At 68.1% G+C, this 22,636-nt stretch carries 24 protein-coding genes, 1 tRNA gene and 1 pseudogene; 12 read left to right on the plus strand and 14 right to left on the minus strand.

What is annotated here, in order from left to right; all coding sequences use genetic code 11:
• The first annotated feature begins 132 nt into the window (after nucleotides 1–132).
• A complete protein-coding gene (locus tag CSEG_RS10580; RefSeq protein WP_041538275.1) occupies nucleotides 133–960 on the plus strand; it encodes a 3-keto-disaccharide hydrolase in 828 nt (275 codons plus the stop codon).
• A gap of 19 nt (nucleotides 961–979) precedes the next feature.
• Here CSEG_RS10580 and CSEG_RS10585 read toward each other — a convergent pair whose 3' ends face one another.
• From CSEG_RS10585 to CSEG_RS10605, 5 genes are read right to left on the minus strand one after another with little or no spacing between them, the layout of a single operon-like run.
• Nucleotides 980–1,342 (minus strand): c-type cytochrome, encoded by a 363-nt coding sequence (locus tag CSEG_RS10585; RefSeq protein WP_041538582.1) that lies wholly within the window; start codon nucleotides 1,340–1,342, stop codon nucleotides 980–982.
• Nucleotides 1,343–1,367: 25 nt separating this feature from the next.
• Nucleotides 1,368–2,423, minus strand: a complete 1,056-nt coding sequence (locus tag CSEG_RS10590) for a sugar phosphate isomerase/epimerase family protein (protein WP_013079230.1) — start codon at nucleotides 2,421–2,423, stop codon at nucleotides 1,368–1,370.
• Nucleotides 2,420–3,553 (minus strand): Gfo/Idh/MocA family protein, encoded by a 1,134-nt coding sequence (locus tag CSEG_RS10595; RefSeq protein WP_013079231.1) that lies wholly within the window; start codon nucleotides 3,551–3,553, stop codon nucleotides 2,420–2,422. The genes CSEG_RS10590 and CSEG_RS10595 overlap by 4 nt, the downstream gene beginning before the upstream one ends.
• A complete protein-coding gene (locus CSEG_RS10600; protein WP_013079232.1) occupies nucleotides 3,553–4,503 on the minus strand; it encodes a sugar phosphate isomerase/epimerase family protein in 951 nt (316 codons plus the stop codon). Before CSEG_RS10600 ends, CSEG_RS10595 begins: the two co-directional genes overlap by 1 nt.
• A gap of 21 nt (nucleotides 4,504–4,524) precedes the next feature.
• Nucleotides 4,525–5,775 carry an MFS transporter gene (locus tag CSEG_RS10605; RefSeq protein WP_013079233.1) on the minus strand — a complete coding sequence of 417 codons (1,251 nt, stop codon included), beginning with the start codon at nucleotides 5,773–5,775 and terminating at the stop codon, nucleotides 4,525–4,527.
• Nucleotides 5,776–5,954: 179 nt separating this feature from the next.
• Between CSEG_RS10605 and CSEG_RS10610 the strand changes: the two genes are divergently transcribed.
• On the plus strand, nucleotides 5,955–6,962 hold the full coding sequence (locus CSEG_RS10610) for a LacI family DNA-binding transcriptional regulator (RefSeq protein WP_013079234.1): 1,008 nt from the start codon (nucleotides 5,955–5,957) through the stop codon (nucleotides 6,960–6,962).
• On the opposite strand, the gene CSEG_RS10615 is transcribed toward CSEG_RS10610, so the two are convergent.
• Complete coding sequence (locus CSEG_RS10615) at nucleotides 6,959–7,738, minus strand: 3-keto-disaccharide hydrolase (RefSeq protein WP_013079235.1); 780 nt, start codon at nucleotides 7,736–7,738, stop codon at nucleotides 6,959–6,961. The genes CSEG_RS10610 and CSEG_RS10615 overlap by 4 nt on opposite strands.
• Nucleotides 7,739–7,856: 118 nt before the next feature.
• Here CSEG_RS10615 and CSEG_RS10620 point away from each other — a divergent pair, with 118 nt between their 5' ends.
• Genes CSEG_RS10620 through CSEG_RS10630 form a run of 3 tightly spaced genes read left to right on the plus strand, consistent with a single transcriptional unit; the run spans nucleotide 7,857 to nucleotide 10,818 of the window.
• A complete protein-coding gene (locus tag CSEG_RS10620; RefSeq protein WP_013079236.1) occupies nucleotides 7,857–8,888 on the plus strand; it encodes an efflux RND transporter periplasmic adaptor subunit in 1,032 nt (343 codons plus the stop codon).
• Nucleotides 8,885–10,141, plus strand: a complete 1,257-nt coding sequence (locus tag CSEG_RS10625; RefSeq protein ID WP_013079237.1) for an ABC transporter permease — start codon at nucleotides 8,885–8,887, stop codon at nucleotides 10,139–10,141. The genes CSEG_RS10620 and CSEG_RS10625 overlap by 4 nt, the downstream gene beginning before the upstream one ends.
• A complete protein-coding gene (locus CSEG_RS10630) occupies nucleotides 10,138–10,818 on the plus strand; it encodes an ABC transporter ATP-binding protein (protein WP_013079238.1) in 681 nt (226 codons plus the stop codon). The genes CSEG_RS10625 and CSEG_RS10630 overlap by 4 nt, the downstream gene beginning before the upstream one ends.
• An 8-nt stretch (nucleotides 10,819–10,826) precedes the next feature.
• Here CSEG_RS10630 and CSEG_RS10635 read toward each other — a convergent pair whose 3' ends face one another.
• The 6 genes from CSEG_RS10635 to CSEG_RS10660 form a co-directional block, all read right to left on the minus strand.
• Nucleotides 10,827–11,033 (minus strand): hypothetical protein, encoded by a 207-nt coding sequence (locus CSEG_RS10635; RefSeq protein ID WP_013079239.1) that lies wholly within the window; start codon nucleotides 11,031–11,033, stop codon nucleotides 10,827–10,829.
• A gap of 136 nt (nucleotides 11,034–11,169) precedes the next feature.
• Nucleotides 11,170–11,991, minus strand: coding sequence for an MBL fold metallo-hydrolase (locus CSEG_RS10640; protein ID WP_013079240.1), 822 nt, complete (start codon nucleotides 11,989–11,991; stop codon nucleotides 11,170–11,172).
• Complete coding sequence (locus CSEG_RS10645; protein ID WP_013079241.1) at nucleotides 11,988–12,767, minus strand: TatD family hydrolase; 780 nt, start codon at nucleotides 12,765–12,767, stop codon at nucleotides 11,988–11,990. Before CSEG_RS10645 ends, CSEG_RS10640 begins: the two co-directional genes overlap by 4 nt.
• Before the next feature lie 4 nt (nucleotides 12,768–12,771).
• Nucleotides 12,772–13,782, minus strand: a complete 1,011-nt coding sequence (locus tag CSEG_RS10650) for a DNA polymerase III subunit delta' (protein ID WP_041538276.1) — start codon at nucleotides 13,780–13,782, stop codon at nucleotides 12,772–12,774.
• Nucleotides 13,779–14,405: a dTMP kinase gene (gene tmk, locus CSEG_RS10655; RefSeq protein ID WP_013079243.1), complete on the minus strand. Its 627-nt coding sequence runs from the start codon at nucleotides 14,403–14,405 to the stop codon at nucleotides 13,779–13,781. The genes CSEG_RS10650 and tmk overlap by 4 nt, the downstream gene beginning before the upstream one ends.
• A gap of 41 nt (nucleotides 14,406–14,446) precedes the next feature.
• Nucleotides 14,447–15,451, minus strand: a complete 1,005-nt coding sequence (locus CSEG_RS10660) for a septal ring lytic transglycosylase RlpA family protein (protein ID WP_013079244.1) — start codon at nucleotides 15,449–15,451, stop codon at nucleotides 14,447–14,449.
• 126 nt (nucleotides 15,452–15,577) lie between these two features.
• On the opposite strand from CSEG_RS10660, the gene CSEG_RS10665 reads away from it, so the two are divergent.
• The 4 genes from CSEG_RS10665 (at nucleotide 15,578) to CSEG_RS10680 (ending at nucleotide 17,580) form a co-directional block, all read left to right on the plus strand.
• A tRNA-Ser gene (locus tag CSEG_RS10665) sits at nucleotides 15,578–15,667 on the plus strand.
• Nucleotides 15,668–15,702: 35 nt separating this feature from the next.
• Nucleotides 15,703–16,617, plus strand: a complete 915-nt coding sequence (locus CSEG_RS10670) for a class I SAM-dependent methyltransferase (protein ID WP_013079245.1) — start codon at nucleotides 15,703–15,705, stop codon at nucleotides 16,615–16,617.
• Nucleotides 16,614–17,354, plus strand: a complete 741-nt coding sequence (locus CSEG_RS10675) for a pseudouridine synthase (protein ID WP_013079246.1) — start codon at nucleotides 16,614–16,616, stop codon at nucleotides 17,352–17,354. Before CSEG_RS10670 ends, CSEG_RS10675 begins: the two co-directional genes overlap by 4 nt.
• Nucleotides 17,347–17,580, plus strand: coding sequence for a sulfurtransferase TusA family protein (locus CSEG_RS10680; RefSeq protein ID WP_013079247.1), 234 nt, complete (start codon nucleotides 17,347–17,349; stop codon nucleotides 17,578–17,580). The genes CSEG_RS10675 and CSEG_RS10680 overlap by 8 nt, the downstream gene beginning before the upstream one ends.
• Here the strand turns inward: CSEG_RS10680 and CSEG_RS10685 are convergent.
• Both CSEG_RS10685 and CSEG_RS10690 read right to left on the minus strand, forming a co-directional pair.
• Entirely contained in the window at nucleotides 17,552–18,538 is a 987-nt protein-coding gene (locus CSEG_RS10685; RefSeq protein WP_041538277.1) for a YihY/virulence factor BrkB family protein, read from the minus strand. The genes CSEG_RS10680 and CSEG_RS10685 overlap by 29 nt on opposite strands.
• A 137-nt stretch (nucleotides 18,539–18,675) precedes the next feature.
• Entirely contained in the window at nucleotides 18,676–19,803 is a 1,128-nt protein-coding gene (locus CSEG_RS10690) for a CaiB/BaiF CoA transferase family protein (protein ID WP_013079249.1), read from the minus strand.
• A 228-nt stretch (nucleotides 19,804–20,031) separates the two neighbouring features.
• On the opposite strand from CSEG_RS10690, the gene CSEG_RS10695 reads away from it, so the two are divergent.
• The 3 genes and pseudogenes from CSEG_RS10695 (at nucleotide 20,032) to CSEG_RS23750 (ending at nucleotide 22,599) form a co-directional block, all read left to right on the plus strand.
• Complete coding sequence (locus CSEG_RS10695; RefSeq protein WP_013079250.1) at nucleotides 20,032–21,357, plus strand: diguanylate cyclase domain-containing protein; 1,326 nt, start codon at nucleotides 20,032–20,034, stop codon at nucleotides 21,355–21,357.
• 81 nt (nucleotides 21,358–21,438) lie between these two features.
• Nucleotides 21,439–22,083: a DsbA family oxidoreductase gene (locus tag CSEG_RS10700; RefSeq protein WP_013079251.1), complete on the plus strand. Its 645-nt coding sequence runs from the start codon at nucleotides 21,439–21,441 to the stop codon at nucleotides 22,081–22,083.
• A 161-nt stretch (nucleotides 22,084–22,244) separates the two neighbouring features.
• Nucleotides 22,245–22,599 (plus strand): annotated as a pseudogene (locus tag CSEG_RS23750) (hypothetical protein).
• The last annotated feature ends 37 nt before the right edge of the window (nucleotides 22,600–22,636 follow it).

A 22,636-nucleotide genomic window follows, 5' to 3' on the forward strand; every position in this document is an offset into this window, starting at 1 on the left:
TTACGCAACACGACGCCAACCCTGGATGGAACCCATCATTCTTGCCTGGAGGCTTCCATGAAATGGGTTACATTGCAAGAAAGCTCGACATTCGATCGTGAAAAGTGGGCGTTTGGGAGGAAGAAGCCAATCATGACCATCTCGTCCGCTTCGGCGCGGCGCCCCTACTTGGCGACCATCGCGCTCGGCCTGATTCTCACCGCAACGCCCGTCATGGCCCAGGACCTGAAGGCCGGGCCCTGGCGGTCTCTGTTCGACGGCAAGAGTCTGGACGGCTGGATACCGAAGGTCGCGAAGCACCCGGTCGGCGAGAACTACAAGCAGACCTTCGTGGTGGATCAGGGCGCGATCCGGGTCTCCTACGCCGGCTACCAGACGATGGACGGCCAGTTCGGCCACCTCTTCTACAAGACCCCGTTCAAGGCCTACCGCCTGCGGTTCACCTATCGGTTCCTGACCGAAGGCGGCCTTGCCGACACCCCGGCCTGGGCCCGGAGCAACAGCGGGATCATGTTTCACAGCCAGAGCCCGGAGAGCATGACGGTCGAGCAGCCGTTCCCTGTGTCGGTCGAGTTTCAGCTGCTGGGCAAGGATGGCGACGCGCCGCGTCCGACGGCTGCGGTCTGCACGCCGGGCATCACCATCACGATCGACGGCCAGAAGGTGAAGGAGCACTGCACGCCGTCCGCCAACGCCCCCACGGTTCCGAACGGGACTTGGGTCAAGGCTGAGTTGGAGGTTCGGCCTAACGGCGAGGTGCTCGAAAGCATCAACGGCGTCGTGGTCCATCGCTACGCCGACTTGACCCTCGATCCGGACGATACGGTGGCCGCCGGGGCCAAGCCCTACATCCTGGCGCGCGGCGCTCAGCCCGTGAGGGAAGGCTATATCGCCCTGCAGAGCGAGGGCCACCCGATCGAGTTCAAGGACATCGAGATCCAGGAGCTGACGGCGCGCTAGCGCGCCGTCCAGTCCCGCATCACTTCTTCAGCGTCCCCAGATATTGAATGACCGCCGCGCGCTCTTCTGGATTGGGCGCGCCCAACAGCATCTTGGTGCCGGGCACGGTCTTGCCGGGAGCCTTGACGAAGGCGTCCAACTGGTCCGGCGTCCAGGTGATGCCCGAGGCTTTCATGGCGTTGCTGTAGGCGTAGCCCGGCGCGCTTCCGGCCTTGCGGCCAACGACGCCCGCCAGTGGCGGCCCCATCTTGCCGGGCGCGGGCTGGACCGAATGGCAGACCGTGCAGCGCTGCTTGAAGACCTGTTCGCCGGAAGGCGGCGCGGCGACCGCGCTGGTGGCGAAACCCGCCAGGACAGCGGCGAGGGTAAGCTGGAACTTCATCGGATACTCCGTCGGGATCGGCGGTTCAGAGGCCCAAAAGGCGGCGATTGCGGCCAGCATCAGAGGCGCCGCCGGCGAAATCGTCAAACGCCTTGTCGGTCACCTGAATGATGTGGTCGCGGATGAACGGCGCGCCTTCACGAGCGCCTTGCTCGGGATGCTTCAGCGCGCACTCCCACTCCAGCACCGCCCAGCCGTCGTAGTCGTACTGGGCCAGCTTCGAGAAGATCGCCCTGAAGTCCACCTGGCCATCGCCCAGCGAGCGGAAGCGACCGGGACGCTCAGCCCAGCCCAAATAGCCGCCATAGACGCCCGCTTGGGCCGAGGGGCGGAACTCGGCGTCCTTGACGTGGAACGCCTTGATACGCTCGTGATAGCGGTCGATGTAGCCGAGGTAGTCCAGCTGCTGCAGCACCAGGTGGCTCGGATCATACAGGATGTTGGCGCGCGGATGGCCACCCACCTCGTCCAGGAACCGCTCGAAGGTCGCGCCGTCGTGCAGGTCCTCGCCCGGATGGATTTCGTAGCAGGCGTCGACGCCGTTCTCCTCGAAGACGTCAAGGATCGGCTTCCAGCGGCGGCCCAGCTCGGCGAAGGCTTCCTCGACCAGGCCCTCCGGCCGCTGCGGCCACGGATAGAAGTAAGGCCAGGCCAGCGCGCCGGAGAAGGTGGCGTGCGCCTTCAGGCCGAGGCGCCGACTGGCGATGGCGGCGGCCTTGACCTGCCCGACCGCCCATTCCTGGCGTTCCTTGGGCTTGCCGCGCAGCTCGGGCGGCGCGAAGCCGTCGAACAGCTCGTCATAGGCCGGATGCACGGCGACCAGCTGACCCTGCAGGTGGGTCGAGAGCTCGGTTATTTGCAAGCCGTGGTCAGCGAGCAGGCCGGCGATATCATCGCAATAGGCTTGGCTCTCGGCGGCGCGCGCCAGGTCGAAGAACGAGTCCGCGCCGCCGGTCGGCATCTGGACGCCGACATAGCCAAGATCCGCGACCCATTTGGCCATGGTCTCCAGCTTGTCGAACGGCGGCTTGTCGCCTATGAACTGGGCCAGGAAGATGCCGGGCCCCTTGAGCGTCTTCATCGCGCGTCTCCTTCCAGCGTCACCCAGCCAGCGTCGTCGCGACTGGCGGCGACGGCGCGCTCCACGAACGCCATGCCGCGCACGCCTTCGGCGATATCGGGGACCAGCGCCCCCTCCCCGCCTTCGATGGCGTCGGCGAAGTCGCGATAGATGTTGGCGAAGGCCTCGATGAAGCCCTCGGGATGGCCGGTCGGCAGTCGGGTCACCGCGCGGGCGGCTGGGCTCAGATAGCCCGAACCGGCGTGCAGCACCTGGCTGGGGCCGTCCAGCCAGTCCAGGGTCAGGACGTTCGGGTCCTCGTGCGACCAGGTCAGGCCGCCCTTTTCGCCATAGACGCTGAGCGTCAGGCCATTGCGGGCCCCGGCGCTGATCTGGGACGCGATCAAGACGCCCCGGGCGCCGTTGTCAAAGCGCAGCAGCACATTGCAGTCGTCGTCCAGAGGCCGCCCCGGCACGACGGTGGCGACGTCCGCGCACATCCGCTCCACCCGACGGCCCGTGACAAACTCGGCGATGTTGAACGCATGAACACCGATGTCGCCGATGCAGCCGCCAACACCAGACTGGGCCGGATCGGCCCGCCAGCTGGCCTGCTTGTTGTCCGCCTCGCGTTCCAGGGGCTTCGAAAGCCAACCTTGCGAATACTCGACGACCACCTTGCGCACGGCGCCCAAGTCGCCCCGCGCCACGATCTCGCGCGCCTCCCGCACCATGGGATAACCGGTATAGGTGTAGGTCAGCCCGTAGCGCTTGCCTGACGCGGCGACGATGGAGGCCAGCTCCTCCGCCTGGGCGAGGTTCAGAGTGGCCGGCTTGTCGCTGATGACGTGCAAGCCCCCGCGTAGCGCGGCCGCCGAGACGTCGAAGTGCATGTGGTTGGGCGTAACGACCGAAACCAGCTGGACCCCATCGGCGCGGCCGCGCTCGGCGGCGATCATCGCATGATGATCCGGATAGACCCGATCGGGCGCGACGCCCCAAGCGGCGGCGGCCTGAGCGTTCTTGGCCGGATCGCGGCTGAACACCCCGGCGACCAGCCAGATGCGGCCGTCCAGCTCCGCCGCCATGCGGTGAACCGGGCCGATGAACGAGCCGGGGCCGCCGCCGACCATGGCCATCCGCAAGCTCATCAGGCGACCACCTTGGCCAGATAGCCGAAGCTGATCTTGGCCGACTCCAGGCGCGCGCCCTTGAAGGGCGGCTCCTGCTCATAGAAGAACCCGCGCACGCCGGCGTCATAGGCGGCGGGCAAGAGCTTTGGCCAATTGATCATGCCCGACCCGACTTCGGTCGGGTCCTGACGCAGCTCGAAATTGGCCTTGGTCGTCGGCTTGACGTCCTTGACGTGCATGTGGGTGAAGCGCCCGGGATGCGCCTTCAGCATCGCGAACGGGTCGTGGCCGGCGGCCGTCACCCAGCCGGCGTCCATCTCGAAGGTCACCAGGCTCGGATCCGTGCCCTTCAGCAGGATGTCCATGCCCGTGGTGTCGCCCAGCGGCGCGAGCTCGAAATTGTGGTTGTGATAGCCAGTGGCGATGCCGGCCTTCTTCAGGACGGCGGCCTTCTCGTTCAGGAAGTCGGCGTTCCACTTCCAGTCCTCGGCGGTCATCTGGGTCCCGGCCTGACGCAGATCGGCGCCGGTGAAGCGGTCCGGGATGTAGTGGATCGGCATGATCGCCGTCTTCACGCCGATCACGTGGAGGTCGTCGGCCAGTTTGGCCAAATCGCCGCTGAAGCTGGCGCCGGCGCCCTTGGGCTGGACGTGGGCGCTGGTGCAGGCCAGGCCCGCGCGGTCAAAGGCGGCGCGCAGCTCAGCCGGCGTGCGGCCAAGATACCCGGCCAGCTCCACCGTCTTGAAACCGATCTTGGAGACCGTGGCGAGCTGGGTGTCCAGCTCCTTCGCCAGATCCGGACCCAGGCTATAGAGCTGGATGCCCAACGGCAGCTTATGACGTTGGAAGAAGGTCGCCTGGGCGGCGCTGGCGGCGCCCGCGGCGGCGAAAGTCGCGACGCCGGCGGCGAGGAAGCCCCGCCGGGACAGGTCGGCGGCGGCGCGGGTGAGGTTGGCGGTCGTTCGCACGGGCTTTCCTTTTGGCTCGGGTCAGGGCTGGGCGGGGCTGGCGGCGGCCGGAGCGGCCTGGTCGGCCTCGCTCTCGGCGACCGGTCCCTTGGCCGGCGGGCGGAAGAAGACGGCCAGCAACAGGGTGGCGACCAACGCCATGCCGGTCGGGACCAGGAACAGGCTCGTATAGTCGACGGTCCCGTCGGTGGTGAGGCGGCTGATCAGCTCGGGGAACAGGAAGCTGGCGGCGACATTGCCAACGCCCAGGATCAAGAGGTTGAACAGGCCTTGCGCGCTGGAGCGGACGTCCTTGGGGAACACCGCGTCGACGAAGATGTAGACCGTCGCGAAGAAGAACGCGTAGCAGATCCCGTGCAGCAGCTGGACGGCGACGATCACCGGGATGCTGTCGGCGAAGAAGGCGAAGACGGCGAAGCGGGCGGCGTGGCCCAGGACGCCGATGATCATCGTGATCTTCCAGCCCAGCCGCGCCAAGACGCGCCCCAGGAAGAACATGGTCAGGATCTCGGCCACCTGGCCCAGGCTCAGCACGACCATCGACAGGTTGCCGGCGATCCCGACGCGGTTGGTCAGGAAGGCGTCGGCCATCACGAAATAGCCGTTGTGGATAACGGAATCGATGAAGGTGACGATGAACAGCACCAGCACGAACGGCGCGCCCAGGAGCTTGAACGCCCGTCGCCACGCCAGCTTGTCGACGCCCGCCTCCTCTTTGCGCGGCGGGGTGTGCGGCAGGGTCAGTGAGTAGGCGGCGAAGGCGAAGGACAGGATCGCTGCGACCAGGAAGATCCATCGCGTTTGTTCAACCGTAGCCTGCGCGCCCAGCAGGAAAACGAAGGGCCAGCTGACCAGAACCCAGCCCACCGTGCCGCCCATCCGCACCGCGCCAAACTCACCGGCTGGATCGCGCAGGTTGGCGAAGGCGATCGAGTTGGTCACCGACAGGGTCGGCACATAGACCAGACTGAAGACCAGGTAGCACAGGAAGAACGGCCAGAAGGTGGTCGAGAACGCCGTGCCGACCAGGGCCAGGCCGCCGATCAGGTGGCTCGCGGCCAGGAACCGCTCGGCCGAGAAGTTGCGGTCGGCGAACTGGTTCGAAAAGAAGATGCCGACAAGGGCCGCGACGCCCCAGGCGCTGCCGACCAGCGACTGCTGCCAGGGCGCAAAGCCCAACATGCCCATGTACGGAAAGATCTTCGGCGCCCAGGCGCCCCAGATCGCCAGTTGCAGCACCATCATCAGGAAGAGCCGGAAGCTCGTCTTCATGGTCCTGGCCTCCCCGACCAGCTATGGGCGGCGTTTTGGACCATTCCAGCCCCGCTCGCTCCGATGTAATCGAAATCATCGATAACAGGGGTCGGGCGAACCGGCAACCGGCTCCCGGCGTGTTCACGCACTCCAGCTTCGCCTTGCCAACGCTCGGAGCAGTCGCCAGTGTCGCCGCGATGGCGACCATTCAAGATGTTGCGCGGGCCGCAGGCGTGTCGACCGCGACCGTGTCGCGGGTGTTCAGCGCCCCCGAACTGGTGATCGAGTCCACGCGTCAGCGTGTGATGGCGGCCGTCGCCCAGCTTGGCTACGAGCCCAACTTCGCCGCCAAGAGCCTGCGCACCCTGAGGACGGAAAAAATCCTTGTCACGGTGCCCGACATCTCAAACCCGTTCTTCTCGCAGGTCATTCGCGGGGTCGAGGAAGCCGCGCTCGCCGCCGGCTACTCCGTCCTCCTGGGTGACACGCGACACGAGGAGGCTCGCGAGGAGCAGTATGCGGCCATGTTCCGGCGCAAGGAGGCCGACGGCCTGATCTTCCTGGGCCACCGCCTGCCCGAAGCTTTGGCCGAAATGGTCGCCGTCAAGGGCGTGAAGACGCCGATCGTCAACGGCTGCGAATTCCGGCCGGGCTTGGCGGTATCCAGCGCCCACATCGACAATGAGGGCGCCGCCGCCGAGGTGATGGAGCACCTCTATGGCCTGGGTCACGCCCGGATCGGCGTCGTCACGGGACCGCTGGCCAGCCCGATCAGCAGCGACCGCCTCTCCGGCGTACTGGCGGCCGCCCAGCGCCATGGTCGGGCCAGCGCGCTGCGTATCTCGATTGGCGACTTCTCGATCGAGTCGGGCGTCCGACAGGCTGGCGAGCTGCTCGACGAACCAGGTCGCCCGACGGCGATCTTCTGCTTCAGCGACGAAATGGCGATGGGCGCGCTGGAGGCGATCCGCCGACGCGGCCTCGTCTGTCCGCGCGACGTTTCGCTTGTCGGCTTCGACGACATCCGCTTCGCTCGCCACCTCGATCCGCAGCTCACCACGGTCAGCCAGCCGATGGAGGAGATCGGCCACGAGGTCGTGCGCCTCCTGCTCGATATCCTGGCCGGTCGCGCCACGACGCTGCAGAACGTCACCCTGCCCCACGAGCTGGTCGTGCGCGCGAGTACGGCCCCGCCCCCGGCTTAGGGCCTGGGCGAGAGCTCCCGCACCCAGATGTTGCGGAAGCTGATCGGCCTGCTGGGATCGCCATGCGCCTGCAGCTTGATCGGCGCCGGCCCGTGCGGCTTGTAGGACGGCTTGCCGATATAGACCGTCTCACCAGCTAGGACGGCGTTGTCCTGTACGAGCACGCCATTGTGCAACACCGTGACCGTCGCCGGTGAGGCGAGCCCGCCGGCCGCGTTGAAGCGCGGTGCTCGCCAGACAATGTCGTAGGTCTGCCACTCGCCAGGCTTGCGGCTGGCGTTGGCCAGCGGCGGATGCTGCTTGTAGACGCTCGCGGCCTGGCCGTTCACGTAGGTCTGGTTCTCGAAGGAATCGAGGATCTGCACCTCGTAGCCCGCGTCGCGCGGCCCTGTGGAGGCCAGGAAGACGCCGCTGTTGCCGCGCCCCTGCCCGCTCCCGTCGATATCAGCGGGGATCAGCCACTCAAGATGCAGTTGGTAGTCCTGGAACGCGCGCTTCGTCTCTATATTGCCCTTGGCCTTGTCCACCGTGACGGCCCCGTTGGCGACGGTCCAGGCGGCCGGCGACTTGTCCTGGCTCGACACCCACTGCTCGAGGCTCTTCCCATCGAACAGCACGATCGCGCCTGACGGCGCCTCGCCCACGACGGCCGCTGGCGCGACGAGCATCGGCTTGGGGTTCCAGACCTCGGTGTCTTCCGGGCGGGCCTGAGCAAGCGCCGAAGACGAGGCGAAAAGCCCGACCAAGCCAAAGGCCCTCAGTAAGATCCGGATCATGCGCGACCTCCCACGACTCCACTGCGCGTAGCGGATATGATCCCGATCAATCTGTCGACCCTCTCCCCGTGGCATGAGGCGAAGGTCGCTGTCGGCGGCGTTTCACGGGTCTTCGGCGATGATGGACGAGACAGCGCCCCGCGCGGCAAGGCGCCCCTGGGTCTGGCTCCTGAGCGCTGGCCTTCTGGTGGCCCTCGGCGTCATCGGCGCCGTCGTCCTGCGCCCTCCCGCCGTAGAGATCGCCAAGGCCCGAACCGGAGAAGCCGTCGACGTGATCTACGCGTCCGGTGTCGTCGACTATGTGCGCCAGGCGCATGTCGCGCCCATCGTGACCGCCCCGATACGGCGCGTGGATGTGGCCGAGGGCGACTGGGTGAAGCCCGGGCAGTCGCTGGCTCAGCTTGAAGACGGCCCGGCGCAAGGCACGGCTCTGCAGCTGGCGGCTCAAGCTTCGCAGGCGCGGATCGTCGCCGGCCGAACTCGCAGACTTTTTGAGGCCGGTTTCGCCGCGCGCGCGGCCGATGACGACGCCCAGGCGCAGGCGCGCGCCGCCACCGCCGCCGCCGAAAGCGCCGCGGCCCGCCTTCGGGACTATCGGCTGACGGCGCCGTTCGCCGGCCGGGTGTTGCGACGCGAGGCCGAGCCCGGCGATCTCGGAACCGTCGGGACAGCGCTGTTCGTCATCGCCGATCCCCAGACGCTGCGCATCACCGCCGACGTGGACGAGCGCGACATCGCCAGGCTGAAGCCCGGCGTCCAGGCGCTGATCCGCTCTGACGCTTTTCCAGGGCGGACCTTCGAGGGCCGTGTATCGCTGATCACTCCCGCGGGCGACGCCAAGGGACGGGTGTTCCGCGTCCGTATCGCCCTACCCGCCGACAGCGGCCTACCGCCGGGCATGACGGTGGAGACCAATCTCGTGACCGATCGCCGCGCCAGGGCGGTGCTGGCGCCGTCCAGCGCGGTGCGCGATGGCGTCGTCTGGATCCTGCGAGACGGACGCGTCCGACGCGTCGCTGTCCGCGTTGGCGCGGTCGGCGCCGATCTGACCGAGATCCAATCGGGAGTCGCTGCGGGCGAATCCGTGATCGCGCGGCCGCCGACGGGCCTCAAGGACGGCCAGCGCGTGCGGGTGGCGAAGGGGCCATGAGCCCGCCCTCCGTCCTGGCGAACATCGCGCTGGCGCACCTGCGGGTCCGCGCCCGCCAGACCCTGGTCGCGACCCTGGGTGTCGCGATCGGCGTGGGCTTCTTTCTCGCCGTCTCCGGGATGATGGTCGGCTCGCAGAAGGACTTCATCCGCACGCTCGTCGACTCCGCGCCGCACATCATCGTTCGCGACGAACAGCGCCGCCCTGTCCGTCAGCCGGCTCTGGACGCCTTTCCCGGGGCGGCGGTGGCCGTCCGCGGCCTGCGGCCTCAGGAAGAGGTGCGGGGGCTCAAGGATTGGCCCGCCATGCTGGCCGACGCTCGCGCCATTTCAGGCAGCCTCGCAGCCCCCTCCCTGAGCGGCGCGGTGACGATCGCCTATGCCGGCCGCAATGCGGCTGTCGCCCTCAACGGCGTGGACCCGCGTCTCGAGGGGCGACTGGCTAAGATCAACGAGAGCCTGACAGGCGGCGCCTTGAACGACCTGGAGGCGCGCCCCGACGGCATCATCATCAGCCGGCCGCTCGCCGACCGGCTCGGCGCGCAGCTGGGCGACACGCTGGTGGTGACATCTCCGACCGGCGCGCTACAGCGGATGCGGATCCTGGCGCTGATCGAGCCCGACGCCCGCGCCGGGTTCTACGCCGGCGACACCGTCGCCTACGGCCTGCTCCGCACGGCGCAGGTGGTGTTCGCGCGCCCCAGCATCGTGAACCAGATCCACATCCGGTTGGCGGACTCCGCCGACGCCGAGGTCCAAGCCAAGCGGCTCGAGACGCGCTGGGGCTACAAGTGGGAGTCTTGGCAGGAACGGTCGGTGGACATCCTGAACCTGCTCGTGGTGCGTAACATCATCATGTACGCGGTGATCCTGGCGATCCTGATCGTGGCCAGTTTCGGGATCTATACGGCCGTCTCGAACAGCGTCGCCGACAAGCGGCGCGACATCGCGATCCTGCGCGCCATGGGCTTCACCACGGGCGACGTGCAGGCGATCTTCCTTCTGGAAGGCTTGCTTGTCGGGGTGCTGGGCGCGGCGGTCGGTTTCGCGATCGGCACGGGCCTCCTGCAGGTGCTCGCCAGCCTGCCTCTGTCCATGGGCGGCAAGCCGCTGGTCCTGCCGCTGGATCGCAGCCTGCCGCAGTATTTGCTGGCGGGCGGCGCCTCGTTGAGCGCCGCGCTGGTCGCGGCCTGGCTGCCCGCCCGCAAGGCGGCGAACGTCGATCCCGTCGCCATCTTGCGAGGCGCGGCATGAGCGCCCTGATCGAAGTCCGCTCGGCGACAAAAGTCCTCTCCGATCCCGAACCCTTCACCCTGGTTGACGGCGTCAGCCTCTCCGTGGAGGCCGGTCAGATGGTGGCCATTGTCGGGCCGTCGGGCTGCGGGAAGTCGTCTCTGCTCTATCTGCTCGGCCTTCTCGATCGGCCGACCCGTGGCGAGGTGCTGATCGACGGGCGCCAGACTGGGGGGCTCAACGACGGCGAGCGAACCCGGCTGCGCCTGGAGCGGATCGGATATGTCTTCCAGTTCCACTTCCTGCTGCCGGAACTGACAGCCCGGGCCAATGTGGCGCTTCCGATGCGTCGCCTCGGCCGGAAGTCGGGTCCGGACATCGATCAAGCCGTTCAGGCGCTGCTCGAAAAGCTTGGCGTCGCCACGCAGGGGGACCGGCGCCCAGACCGCCTCTCCGGCGGCCAGCGTCAGCGCGTGGCGATCGCGCGAGCGTTGGCGAACGATCCAGCAATCCTTCTGGGCGACGAGCCGACGGGCAATCTCGACAGCGTCAATACCCGGCTGGTGATCGAGGAGTTCCAGCGCCTCGCTCACATCGAAGGGCGCGCCGTCGTCTGCGTGACCCACGACGAAGGTTTCGCCGAAGCGGCGGATCGGCGCATTCGGATGCTGGATGGTCGGATCGTCGATGAGAGCTGAGGCGCGTGTCAGGCGGCGAAACGCGCGTCCAAGGCTTCTAGGCGAACCAAGATCCGATCCAGCGTCGAGCGCTTGACCGGTTTGCCGTCGCGCAACTTGGTCCAGGTCGTCTCGCTGATGGCGTAGCACTCGAACAGGTGCTCGCGCGTGACGGCGGGCAGCCGGGCGCGAAGGCGCTGGAAGATTTCTCGGGAAGCGGTGACGGTTTCAGCCATGGGAAAGCGCGGAGCAGTTACGCACGAGAAGATGTCTCTACCGCGTCCCTATGACGGTCTTGTTGGTCCGTCATATTTCAGCGCTGTTACGCAGAACCAAGTTTCGACCAAAATCGCCACGCTCGGCAACTGGCGGCTATCTTGCGGGCGCTCGCAGCTGGAAGCGGAGGCCGTCGTACGCCGGCTCGACCCCGGGCGGCAATTTGGCCGCCAGCGCATGATAATCGAGATCGATGTGAAGGTTCGTCAGGATCGCCCGTTTGGGCTTCACCCGAGCGATCCACTCCAACGCCAACTCGACGTGGGCGTGGGTCGGATGCGGCGTCCAGCGCAGAGCGTCGACGATCCAGACCTCGAGATCGGCGAGATCGGCCCAACTGCTCTCCGGGATGGCCCGAACGTCGGGCGTATAGGCGACATCGCCGATCCGGTAGCCGACGGCGCGGACTTCGCCGTGATCGACGTCGAACGTGTGGACCAGGATGTCTCCGCTGGGGCCCGAGATCTCGAAATCATGGCCCAGGGGCGGAAGCAGAAGAGGCTCGCAGATCGCCGGGTAACCGCCCTGGCTGCGAAAGACGTACTCGAAGCGCCTGAGCAGACCGTCGTGCGTCGCCTGATCCATATAGGTCGGGATGCGGACACGCTGGTTCAGGAAGAAGGGCCTCAGATCGTCGATGCCGTGCGCCTGGTCGGCATGGTCGTGCGTGAAGAGCGCCGCGTCCATCCGCCGTACCCCGGCGGCGACCGTCTGCAGGCGCAGGTCGGGCGAGGTGTCGATGATGACCGTCGTCTGATGGGTTCGACCGCCCTCGCCCAGACGCCGCACCAGCAGCGAACAGCGCGAGCGGTGGTTCTTCGGCTCGTCCGGATCGCAGTCGCCCCAGTTGCCGTCGGCGCGGGGAACGCCGCCGGAGGAGCCAGAGCCCAGAATCGTGAACTCCAGCGAAGCGCTCATGGGCGAGGAATCCGATCGAACAGGGCGAAGAAGGCGTCTTCGGTGCGTTGCTCGGTCTCCGCCCGGCTCCAGCCCCGGATCTCCGCCAGCTTGTCGTAGATGTGCGGCAGATAGGCCGGCTCGTTGCGGCGACCGCGCATGGGAACGGGCGCCAGGTAAGGGCAGTCGGTCTCGACGATGATCCGGTCGGCCGGCATGTCGCGGATCACCGCCCTCACCTCCTCGGCCGTCTTGAAGGTGGCGATGCCGGACACCGAGAACCACGCGCCCAGCTTGGCGGCGCGTCGAGCGAGGTCTGGGCCGCTGGTGTAGCAATGCATCAGGATCTTGAACGGACCGGCGGCGTGCTCGGTTTCAAGGATCTCACCCATCACCTCGTCGGCCTCGCGCGTGTGGACGACGAGCGGCAGGCCGCTCTCCCGCGCGGCGATGCAGTGCTGACGGAACACCTCCGCCTGCACCTCGCGCGGCGAAAGATCGTAGTGGAAATCCAGACCGCACTCGCCGATCCCGATCACCCTTGGACGGCTGGCCAGCTCGACAAGGCGCGCGGCGGTGAGGCCGGGATCTTCCTTGGCCTCGTGCGGGTGCGTGCCGACCGTGCACCAGATGTCCGGCTCGGCCATGGCTATGGCGTGCACCGCCTCGAAGGACGAAACCTTGTCGCAGATGGTGACCATCATGGCGATCCCGGCCTCGCGGGCCCGGGCGATCACGGCGTCCTTGTCCTCGGCGAACTGGGGCGCGTGGAGATTCACATGGCTGTCGATGAGCATGCGCTCACATCGCCGCCTTGGCCGCCGCGCGCAAGTCCGAGATGACGCTCCAGAACACGTCGCCCCGGTCGAGGTTCACCGCCTCGGCCTCGCCGGGCACGCTGGACAAGCGCTCCCACGCCGCGGCCCACCGATCGAGACCTGGCGAGTTCTTGCCGTCGGCGGCGACCTGCGTTGCGAAGATCCGCACCTGATCGGCCATGCGGTCCATCAGCAGCTCGAACCGCGCCGCGCCCTCCGCGCCCCGGAACGTGTCGGCCATGGCCAGCAGCGCGCCCTCGTCGATCTTGGGTAGCGCCCGCAGGATCTCGTTGGCGGCGTCGTCGATGGCGATCGCGCCGGCGGCGGCCAGCTGCAGCGCCCTGCCGGGCGCGCCATGCGCCATCCGCGCCAAGCGTTCGGCGTCTCTGTGCGGCAGGTCGGCCATACGTTCGACCATGTCGGCGGCCGCAGGAACGCCCGGCGCCGGAACCGGCAGGCGACGACAGCGCGACCGGATGGTCGGCAGCAGTTTCCCCGGCGCATGGCTGATCAGCAGGATCACCCCGCGCGCTGGCGGTTCCTCCAGCGTTTTCAGCACGGCGTTGGCGGCGTTGACGTTCAAGTCGTCGGCGGCGTCGATGATCGCGACCCGGTACGGCGAGATAGCCGGCGAGTTGGCGAAGAACTCCGGCAGCCTGCGGGCCTCGTCGACGGGGATGGACTTGCGCGCCTTGCCGTCATCGGTCAGCCGCTCCAGCACCATCAGGTCCGGATGCGAGCGGGCCGCCACCTGGCGGCTGACGACATCCGACGGGGCCGCGCCCAGCAGACCCAGCGACGGCTCGGGACGAGCCCCCAGCAGGCGCCGCGCCATGCGGTAGGCCAAGGTCGCCTTGCCCACGCCTTCGGGACCGGTCAGCAGCCAGGCGTGGTGCAGGCGTCCGCGATCGAGCGCGTCCAGGAACGCCTCCTCGGCGGCTGACTGGCCTTCCAGCGTATAGACGTCGCGAGGGTGCGCCGGCGCGGGCATCAGCGTTCGAGCCTCTGGTCGACCGTCCGGCTGATCGCGGCGGTCACGGCGTCAATATCCGCGTTGGCCTCGATGACGACGCAGCGCTCGGGCTCACGCCGCGCGATCTCGAGATAGCCTGCGCGGAGGCGTTCATGGAACGCCAGACCCTTGGACTCAAAACGCGCCGCCCCGCCGCGCGCCTCGGCGCGCTCGAGGCCGATCTCGGCCGGCAAATCGAGAATGAGCGTCAGGTCCGGGACGGTTCCGCTCAGGACATGATCCTCCAGCGACGCGATCAAGCTGGCCGGCGCGTCGCCGCCGGCGCCCTGATAGGCCCGCGTCGAGTCGGCGAAGCGGTCGCAAAGGACGACCGCGCCGCGCGCCAAGGCCGGTCGGATCACCCGCTCCACATGGTCGCGGCGAGCGGCGTACATCAGCAGCGTCTCGGTGACGGGCGACCAGCGGTCGGCTGCGCCATTGACCAGCAGCTCCCGTATCGCTTCAGCCCCAGGACTTCCGCCGGGCTCGCGGGTCACGACGACGTCATGGCCCGCGGCCTGCAGCCGCTCGGCCAAGCGGCGGATCTGGGTGGACTTCCCAGCCCCCTCGCCGCCCTCGAAACTGATGAAGAAACCCTGGGTCACCGGCCTCAATTCGACCGGATCGCAGGGCTTGTCCAGAGGGCTTAGGGCCGAAGCACCGTCGCGCCCGCATAGCCAAGCGCCTCGACCCTCTGGCGCAGGCTCCAAGCCTCGCCCTCGTCCTCGCCGGCGGCGACGACGACGCGGTAGAGCGTGCCGCTGGGGCGTTCGAGCGGCTCGATCCGCGCGGACCCCGCCAGCGCCAATTGCTGAACGGCCTTCTCGGCGTTCTCGCGGCTGGAGAAGGCGCCGGCCTGGATCCGGAAGCCCGCCTTGGCCGCAGGCGCCACCGACGCTGTGGTTGCCAGGGTGGGCGGGCGCTTCACGGGATCGGGCGGATTGATCGGCGGGGCCGAGAGGCTCGGCGATGGCGACCACTCGGGCTCAGACTTAGCCGGCAGGACCTGCACGCGTTGCGGCGGCTCCTGAATCGCCTCGAAGCCGCGCGCCGGCGGCTCGGCGCGGCTCGGCGCCCGAGCGTACTGACGCGGCGGATCAAACACGCTCTTGGGCGCTGGGCCGATATATTTGACCCGCACTTTGGCTACGCCCTGGCGCCGGTAGCCGAGCTCCTCGGCCGCGGCCTTGGAAAGGTCGATGACACGGTCGCCGACGAACGGCCCTCGGTCATTGACCCGCACGATCATCCGTCGCCCATTGTCGAGGTTCGTCACCTCCACAAGGCTCGGCAGCGGCAGGGTCTTATGCGCCGCCGACGGGATGTCCATGTCAAAGATCTCGCCGTTCGCGGTGCGACGGTTGTGGAACTGCTCGCCGTACCAGGAGCCGGTTCCGACGACGTTGTAGTCGCGATCTTCCTTCGGATAATACCAAACACCGTTGATCTGATAGGGCTTTTCGGTCCCGCGTAGCGGCTTGCCGTTGGGCCCCACCATGTCGCTGGGACGCGGCGCGGCGTTGCGTGCGCCGATCATCGGCCGACCCACCTCGTACTTGGGCGTCGCGCAGGCGGCCAGGCTGAGGGCCACGAAAACGAAGAGCCCCTGGAGACGGATCACCCGCCAAAAGCGATCGATTTGCTGGTCCATGCGCATGCCGTCCAGACGAGGAGCCCGCCCCTCTGATCGATCATGGTGACCGAATTGTTTTGAAGTCTGGTTAAGGCTTTTGCGGTCTGGTTAAGGCGATGACGCGCTGATATAGCCGCCTGCTCCGGACAGGTGGCCGAGTGGTTTAAGGCAGCGGTCTTGAAAACCGCCGTAGGTGAAAGCCTACCGTGGGTTCGAATCCCACCCTGTCCGCCACCCTTTTTCGTGGCGAAAACCCTTTCAGGACAAGCATGTCGGCGAACCGAACCGCGCTCTATGGCCAGGCCGACCACGATCTGGCGCCGTCCGCGCCGGACGCGATCCAGCTCTCTCCCCTGATGGTCGGATCAAGCGACATCGCCGCCATCGAAGCCGAATCTCTTAACGCTGTGACGGTCCGCGCGCCCGCCGGCGCGGTTGAGCGACGCTTCGTCCTGGCCCACGCTCTGCGCGCCTTGGCGCCGGGCGCTCGTCTGACGGCCTTCGCGCCAAAGGACCGCGGCGGCCTGCGGCTGAAGAAGGAGCTCGAATCGTTCGGCTGCGACGTCGGCGAGAGCGCCCGTCGGCACAACCGCATCTGCATGGTCGTTCGCCCCGCCGCGCCCAAGGGCCTGGAGGAGGCCATCGCAGCCGGCGCGCCGCGCCAGATCGCAGAGAACGGTCTCTGGACCCAGCCGGGCGTCTTCAGCTGGGATCGCCTGGACGCCGGCAGCAACGCCCTGCTGCAAGCCCTTCCCGCGTTCTCCGGCGCCGGCGCTGACTTCGGCGCAGGCATTGGCCTGCTGGCGTTGAACGTCCTGGCGTCGAAGACGGTGACCAAGCTGACCCTGGTCGAGCTGGATCGTCGGGCGATCGAGGTCTCCAAGCGCAATGTCGCCGACCCGCGCGCCGTTTTCGTCTGGGGCGACGTCCGCCATGAGGCGGCGGACCTGAAGGATCTGGACTTCATCGTCAGCAATCCGCCGTTCCATGAAGGCGGCGGCGAAGACAAGGCGCTGGGCCAGGCCTTCATCCGCGCGGCGGCCGGCGCGCTGCGCAAGGGCGGCGCGCTCTGGATGGTCGCCAACCGCCACCTGCCCTACGAGGCGATTCTTGCCGAGAGCTTCGCCAAGGTCCGACTGGTCGGGGAAGGCGGCGGCTACAAGGTCTTCGAGGCGCGCAAATGAGCAAGGCGCTGATGGCCCGCCTGGACCGGCTGCTGGCCAATCTCGGCTATGGCAGCCGCAAGGAGGTCCAGGCCTTGGTCGCGGCCGGCAAGGTGGTTCTGGACGGCAAGCCGCTGAAGGACGCCGGCCTCCGCATCGCCGTGGACGCGACCTTGCCCGAGCGCATGACGATCCGCGGCGTCGCCGTCGATCCTCCGGCGCCGCTGGTGCTGATGATGCACAAGCCGCTCGGCGTGGTGTGCTCGCACAAGGAGGACGGCGAGAAGATCTACGACCTACTGCCGCGCCGCTGGCGGCTGCGGGACCCGGCTTTGTCGACTGTCGGCCGGCTCGACAAGGAGACCAGCGGCCTCATCCTGATCACCGATGACGGCGACTTCCTGCACCGTGTGATCTCACCCAAGCGCCATGTGCCGAAGACCTATCTGGCAAGGCTGGATCGTCCGCTGAGCGGCTCGGAGGGCGAAACCTTCGCCGCCGGGACGCTGATGCTGGAGGGCGAGGAAAAGCCTCTTCTGCCGGCGCGGCTTGAGATCGTCGACGAGCGTACGGCGCGCCTGACGATCACCGAAGGCCGCTACCACCAGGTCCGGCGGATGTTCGCCGCGGTCGGCAACCACGTGACCGACCTGCACCGCGAGCGAATCGGACGCCTGGTCCTGCCCGACGATCTCGAGCCGGGCCAGCATCGTATCCTGCCGGCCGGCGAAGCCGAGACGGTGTTCGTCGATGGCTGAGCCGATCCTCGTCGACGCCCGAGGGCATCACTGCCCCGTGCCGACCCTGAAACTTCGCAAGGCTCATGAGGCCGCCGCGCCGGGGGCCGAGCTCGTGCTGTGGGCGACCGATCCGATGGCGCGGATCGACGTGCCGCACTTCGCCGGTCAGATCGGCGCCACGGTGCTCGAGATCGCTGACTTGGCCGGCGGCGTGATCAGCTTCCGGATTCTGAAGGCGGCCTGAGCGGGATCGCCTTGGGGCCTTCCAGCAGCGCCCGCGGCCGCTCGTCCAGCGCGATCTCCACCTCGGTCGCCAGCGCGCCGCCGAAGAAGATGGCGTTCACGCTCCACGACAGCCAGATCAGGAAGATGATGACCGCCGAGATCGAGCCATAGGTCGCGCCCAGGTGCACGATCTTCTCGACATAGAAGGCGCTGGCCCAGGACATGAAGACGCAGAGGGCCGCCGCGGCGACGCCGCCCGAGGTCGAAGCGCGCCAGCCGACCGGCGCCCGCGACATGGCGTAGCGATAGACCAGCGTCATGCCGACCACGATGCCGAAGCTGGCCCAGGTCCACTCGCTCTGGATCCACGAGACGCCGGCCAAGGGGCGCAGGTTCAACGCCGAGCCCAGCAGTCGCAGGGTCAGGAAGACGCCCGACATGAAGAAGAGCAGGCCGAAAGCGGCGATCAGGACCAGCAGCGCCATCAGGTTGAAACCGAAGAAGCCGCGCTGGTTCTCCTCGTCGTGGATGAAGGAGAGCCCCGCCAGCAGCGCCTTGAAGCCGCGATGGGCGGCATAGGCGCCGACGATCAGCACGACCGCGCTTTGCAGCGAGACCGCGCTCCCGGGGGCGTGGGCCAGACGCCCGAACTCGTCCTGGAACATGCCCCGCGCCCCGGACGGAATCAGCTCGGCCAGCTTGTTGGCCTGCCGCGCGGCGGTCTCAGGCGTCAGGAACAGGCTGTAGAGGCCGATCAGAATCGCCAGGCCGGGAAACACCGCCAGCAGGGCGAAGAAGGAGACGCCGCCGACATAGAGCATGACATCGCGGCCCCAAAGCCGCGAGAGGGCCAGCCCCAGTACGCGGAGGATCTCACGAGCCCAGTGGATTGGATCAAGGTCGAGGTCGCGCCAGCGGATCTGGTGGAGCGGATCGTTCATCCGGCGGACCATGGCGGCGCGGGCCCCGGAAGTCAAAGACGCGCCGTCCCGAAGAACGACGCGCCTTTCAAGGCTTGGCCTGGAACCGATCGCCGCATCGAGGGACGGATGGCGCGGAGACCGATCGACCTTTGCAGACTAGGGCCGCCCGCCTGAACCGGACCTGAACGACATCAGAGCGCGCCGGACGCCTTCAGCCCGGCGATCGCGTCGACGGAGAAGCCCCAGTCCGCCAGGGCTGCGTCATTGTGGGCGCCGATCTTCGGCGGGGGCCCCTGGATGGCGCCCGGAGTGGCCGAAAAGCGCGGCGCGGGCGCCGGCTGGGTCACGCCCTCGACCTCGACGAAGGTCTGGCGCGCGGCGTTGTGCGCGTGCTTGGGCGCCTCGTCCATGGTCAGCACCGGCGCGAAGCAGACGTCGGTGGCGTCCATGATCGCGCACCATTCGTCGCGAGGCTTGGTCCTGATGACGGCCGCCAGCTTCTCGCGCAGCTCCGGCCACTCCTCGCGGCTCATCTGGTGCTGGAACTGCGGGTCGGAAATCCCCGTCTTTTCCAGCAGAAGCAGATAGAACTGCGGCTCGATCGAGCCGATCGAGATCCACTTGCCGTCGGCGCACTGGTAGGTGTCGTAGAAGTGGGCGCCGCCGTCGAGCAGGTTGGTCCGACGCCCTTCGTTCCACATGCCGCCGGCCTTGAAGCCGTAGAACATCGCCATCAGCGAGGCCGCGCCGTCGCTCATGGCGCAGTCGATCACCTGCCCCTGCCCGGTGGCGCGCGCATGGATCACCCCCGCCAGCAGGCCGAACGCCAGATAGAGCGCGCCGCCGCCGAAGTCGCCGACCAGGTTCAGCGGCGGCACCGGCTTGTCCTGCGTCCCGATCGCATCCAGCGCGCCGGTGATGGCGATGTAGTTCATGTCGTGGCCGGCGGCCTTGGCGTAGGGCCCCGTCTGGCCCCAGCCGGTCATGCGGCCATAGACGAGCTTGGGACTACGCGCCAAGGCGACATCAGGCCCCAGACCGAGGCGCTCCATCACGCCGGGTCGGAACCCCTCGATCAGTCCATCGGCCTGCTCCAGGAGCTTCAGGCAGGTCTCGATCGAGTCGGGATGCTTCAGGTCCAGCGCCACCGAGCGCCGGCCGCGCGCCGTCACGTCGGCCGGAGAACCGCGCCCCTGCCCCTTGCGGTCGACCCGGACGACATCGGCGCCGAGGTCCGACAGCAGCATGCCGCAGAACGGCCCCGGACCGATGCCGGCGAACTCGACGATCTTCAGTCCCGAAAGCGGCCCTTGGCCCATGACGTCGTCTCCCTTCCGGCTCTCCTGAAGCGGCCGGTCCGCCATACTAGAGCGGGCCTGACGTTCGGTCAGGCAAGCCCTGGCGCGCGATCGCCCGGCGATCTTCGATTCGCCCCCAGCCTGCGGCGTTGCGCGGCTTTGACCCGGGCCTTGGTCTGCTATGTTGCCGCGACGAATCTCGAAGCTCGCCGCCCCGTCGGCAAGGCGAGCATTCGGGCGGAGGTTGGTTTGGCGGCAGACGCCCGTATCCTGATCGTGGCGCGCGACGACGTTCGCGCCGGACCGCTGGCCGAAGGGCTTGACCGTCTGGGCTGGCGAACGATCACCGCGCGCGGTCCCTATGCGGCCGTCGCCGCCTTGGGCGACCTGCCGATCGAGGCGGTGATCGTCGACCTGGCCAGCTCGGGTCCGGACATCCAGACCCTGTCTCGCCGCCTGAAGGCCGCGGTCGCGCCGCGCCGCCTGCCGGTGATCGCCATCGGCGAGCCCGAGAACGACTATCGCGACCAGACTTTCGACCTGACCCTGTCGCCGCCCCTGCATCCCTCGCAGGCGGCCCTGCGCCTGGAGACCCTGGTCCGCACCGCCATCGCCGAGGAAGAGTTCGAGCTGCGCCTCGAGACCTTCGGCGACCGAGGCCGCCGCCTGGACCTGCCCGAGCAATCCGAAGCGCCGTTCCGCGTGCTGGCCGTCGGCGAGCCCGCCCCGCAATTCCTGGCGCTCTCCAACGCCCTGCAGCGCAGCGGGGCCGAGGTCGTCGGCGCCTTCACCGCCTACACCGCCTTCGACTATCTGCATGAGCGGTCGTTCGACGCCGTGGTGCTGTGGGCAGGCGACAGCCAGCAGGAGGCGCTGTCGATCGCGGCGGGCATGCGCCGCAACACCCGCCTCTATCACATACCGGCCCTGCTCTATCTGAAGGCCGAAAGCTATGTGACCATGTCCGACGCCTTCCATCGCGGCGTCTCGGACGTGGCCTCGCCGGAGACGCCCGAGACCGAGACGGCCCTGCGCGTGATGGAGCTGGCCCGCAGCTTCCGTCGCGGCGAGGCGATCCGGGGCGCGCTGGAAAAGGCCCGCAGCTCGGGCCTGATGGACGCCGCCACCGGCCTCTTCACCCGCGACCTGTTCGCCGCGCACCTGGCTCGATTGGCCACCGCCGCCCGCGAGCGGGCCCGGCCGCTGTCGATCTGCGTGCTGCGGGTCGCCGACAAGCCCGACACGACCTGGGCGCGTCAGAACGGCTGGCTGGATCGCGCCATTCCGCAGATCGGCTCGATGATCGGCCGCCTGGTCCGCGTCGAGGACACGCCGGCCCGCCTGTCGACGGAAGTCTTCGCCCTCGCCTTGCCGGCGACCAACCAGAACGCCGCCCGCGCCGCCGCCGAGCGGATCGCCGCCGTGATCGGCTGCACCGCCTTCGACGCCGGCGAGGATCGCCCGCCGTTCGTCTGCGAGTTCGACATCGGCGTGGCCGAGGTCCAGCCCGGCGAAGGCGCGGTCAAGGCGCTGGAGCGCGCGGCCGCCGCAGCCTTGAAGCGCGAGGTCGGCTGACCGGTCGCGCTTGGGGGCGCGCCGGCCGATGGCTATATGAGCATCGTCCCGTCGCGGACAGAGTTTCCCGAGGAGCCTGCCGTGGCCCAGTCCCAGCCCATGATCATCGACGTCGTCGCCGATGTCGTCTGCCCCTGGTGCTATCTCGGTTGGCGACGGCTGAAGTCGGCCCTGGCCCTGCGGCCGAACCTGGAAGCGCAGGTGATCTGGCGCCCCTACCAGCTGGATCCGTCGCTGCCCGAGGAGGGCGTCGACCACAAGGCCTACATGGCCCAGAAGTTCAAGGACCCCGACCGGCTGAAGGCGGTCCACGCGGCCCTGGTCGAGGGCGGCGCCGAGGAAGGCATCACCTTTGATTTCGAGGCCATTGATCTTTCGCCCAACACCAACGCCGCCCATCGCCTGATCCGCTGGGCCCTGACGGCCGGCGTGCAGGACCCGGTCGTGGAAGCCTTGTTCAAGGCCTATTTCGAGCAGGGCCTGGACATCGGCGATCCTGTCGTTCTGGCCGACATCGCCGAGGCCGCGGGCATGGAGCGTCTGGTGGTGCTGCAACTGCTCTCCGAAGGGGCCGACAAGGAAGCCGTGGCCCGCGAGCACGCCATGGCCGTCCAAGGCGGCGTGACCGGCGTGCCGTTCGCCATCTTCGCCGGCAAGGTCGCCGTGGTCGGCGCCGAGACGCCCGAGCGGATCGCCGAAGCGATCGACCAGGCCCTGGCGGCTTGATCCACGTTCCCCCTCCCCCTTGATGGGGAAGGGCCGGGGATGGGGTGATCGCCGAGCTGGCGGCCGCGCGCTGTATCGACCGCTGAGTTCACCCCCCCTACCCCTCCCCATCAAGGGGAGGGACGTGTTTCATCGGCTTCACGCGGTTTCCCGCAGAAGGGATGGAAAGGGACGCGGAGCGCCGGACATCCGTCCGGAGAAGATTGAATAATACCGTTTCGACGAAGCCCGACACTCCGCGCGACCGTTATCCGCCAGCGTCCCGTCGGGTGGCCCTGTTCAGGCCTTACCGGGACCTGGGCCTCCCGTTTCCGAGAGACCCAGCGGTCGGAGAGGACGGGCTTTCAGCCAGACACGCCCTTTTGCCTCCAACCACGCCGACGGCGGGCGGGTGAGCCCAGCAAGCTCATCCCCGGACCGTCCGAGTATCCCCCTCGAACCTGTCCCCGCTCGATCGCCCCCCGCCGCCACGATGGTCGCTGGCCATGCGCCCTTTCCTCGCGACGAGGTGGGTAAAGCATAAGGGCGGTTTCAACGCGGATGATGGAGCGGG

Origin of the sequence: Caulobacter segnis ATCC 21756 (assembly GCF_000092285.1) — a bacterium.
In the GTDB taxonomy this organism is placed as follows: Bacteria; Pseudomonadota; Alphaproteobacteria; order Caulobacterales; family Caulobacteraceae; genus Caulobacter; species Caulobacter segnis.

What these genes read in the sequence shown, in the direction of transcription:
- CSEG_RS10615 (WP_013079235.1), bottom strand. Translation starts at nt 7,738, where the DNA reads ATGATCCGGATCTTACTGAGGGCCTTTGGCTTGGTCGGGCTTTTCGCC.
- CSEG_RS10630 (WP_013079238.1), top strand. Translation starts at nt 10,138, where the DNA reads ATGAGCGCCCTGATCGAAGTCCGCTCGGCGACAAAAGTCCTCTCCGAT.
- CSEG_RS10670 (WP_013079245.1), top strand. Translation starts at nt 15,703, where the DNA reads ATGTCGGCGAACCGAACCGCGCTCTATGGCCAGGCCGACCACGATCTG.
- CSEG_RS10590 (WP_013079230.1), bottom strand. Translation starts at nt 2,423, where the DNA reads ATGAAGACGCTCAAGGGGCCCGGCATCTTCCTGGCCCAGTTCATAGGC.
- CSEG_RS10640 (WP_013079240.1), bottom strand. Translation starts at nt 11,991, where the DNA reads ATGAGCGCTTCGCTGGAGTTCACGATTCTGGGCTCTGGCTCCTCCGGC.
- CSEG_RS10645 (WP_013079241.1), bottom strand. Translation starts at nt 12,767, where the DNA reads ATGCTCATCGACAGCCATGTGAATCTCCACGCGCCCCAGTTCGCCGAG.
- CSEG_RS10680 (WP_013079247.1), top strand. Translation starts at nt 17,347, where the DNA reads ATGGCTGAGCCGATCCTCGTCGACGCCCGAGGGCATCACTGCCCCGTG.
- CSEG_RS10580 (WP_041538275.1), top strand. Translation starts at nt 133, where the DNA reads ATGACCATCTCGTCCGCTTCGGCGCGGCGCCCCTACTTGGCGACCATC.
- CSEG_RS10620 (WP_013079236.1), top strand. Translation starts at nt 7,857, where the DNA reads ATGATGGACGAGACAGCGCCCCGCGCGGCAAGGCGCCCCTGGGTCTGG.
- CSEG_RS10690 (WP_013079249.1), bottom strand. Translation starts at nt 19,803, where the DNA reads ATGGGCCAAGGGCCGCTTTCGGGACTGAAGATCGTCGAGTTCGCCGGC.
- CSEG_RS10605 (WP_013079233.1), bottom strand. Translation starts at nt 5,775, where the DNA reads ATGAAGACGAGCTTCCGGCTCTTCCTGATGATGGTGCTGCAACTGGCG.
- CSEG_RS10585 (WP_041538582.1), bottom strand. Translation starts at nt 1,342, where the DNA reads ATGAAGTTCCAGCTTACCCTCGCCGCTGTCCTGGCGGGTTTCGCCACC.
- CSEG_RS10610 (WP_013079234.1), top strand. Translation starts at nt 5,955, where the DNA reads ATGGCGACCATTCAAGATGTTGCGCGGGCCGCAGGCGTGTCGACCGCG.
- CSEG_RS10595 (WP_013079231.1), bottom strand. Translation starts at nt 3,553, where the DNA reads ATGAGCTTGCGGATGGCCATGGTCGGCGGCGGCCCCGGCTCGTTCATC.
- CSEG_RS10675 (WP_013079246.1), top strand. Translation starts at nt 16,614, where the DNA reads ATGAGCAAGGCGCTGATGGCCCGCCTGGACCGGCTGCTGGCCAATCTC.
- CSEG_RS10660 (WP_013079244.1), bottom strand. Translation starts at nt 15,451, where the DNA reads ATGGACCAGCAAATCGATCGCTTTTGGCGGGTGATCCGTCTCCAGGGG.
- CSEG_RS10635 (WP_013079239.1), bottom strand. Translation starts at nt 11,033, where the DNA reads ATGGCTGAAACCGTCACCGCTTCCCGAGAAATCTTCCAGCGCCTTCGC.
- CSEG_RS10625 (WP_013079237.1), top strand. Translation starts at nt 8,885, where the DNA reads ATGAGCCCGCCCTCCGTCCTGGCGAACATCGCGCTGGCGCACCTGCGG.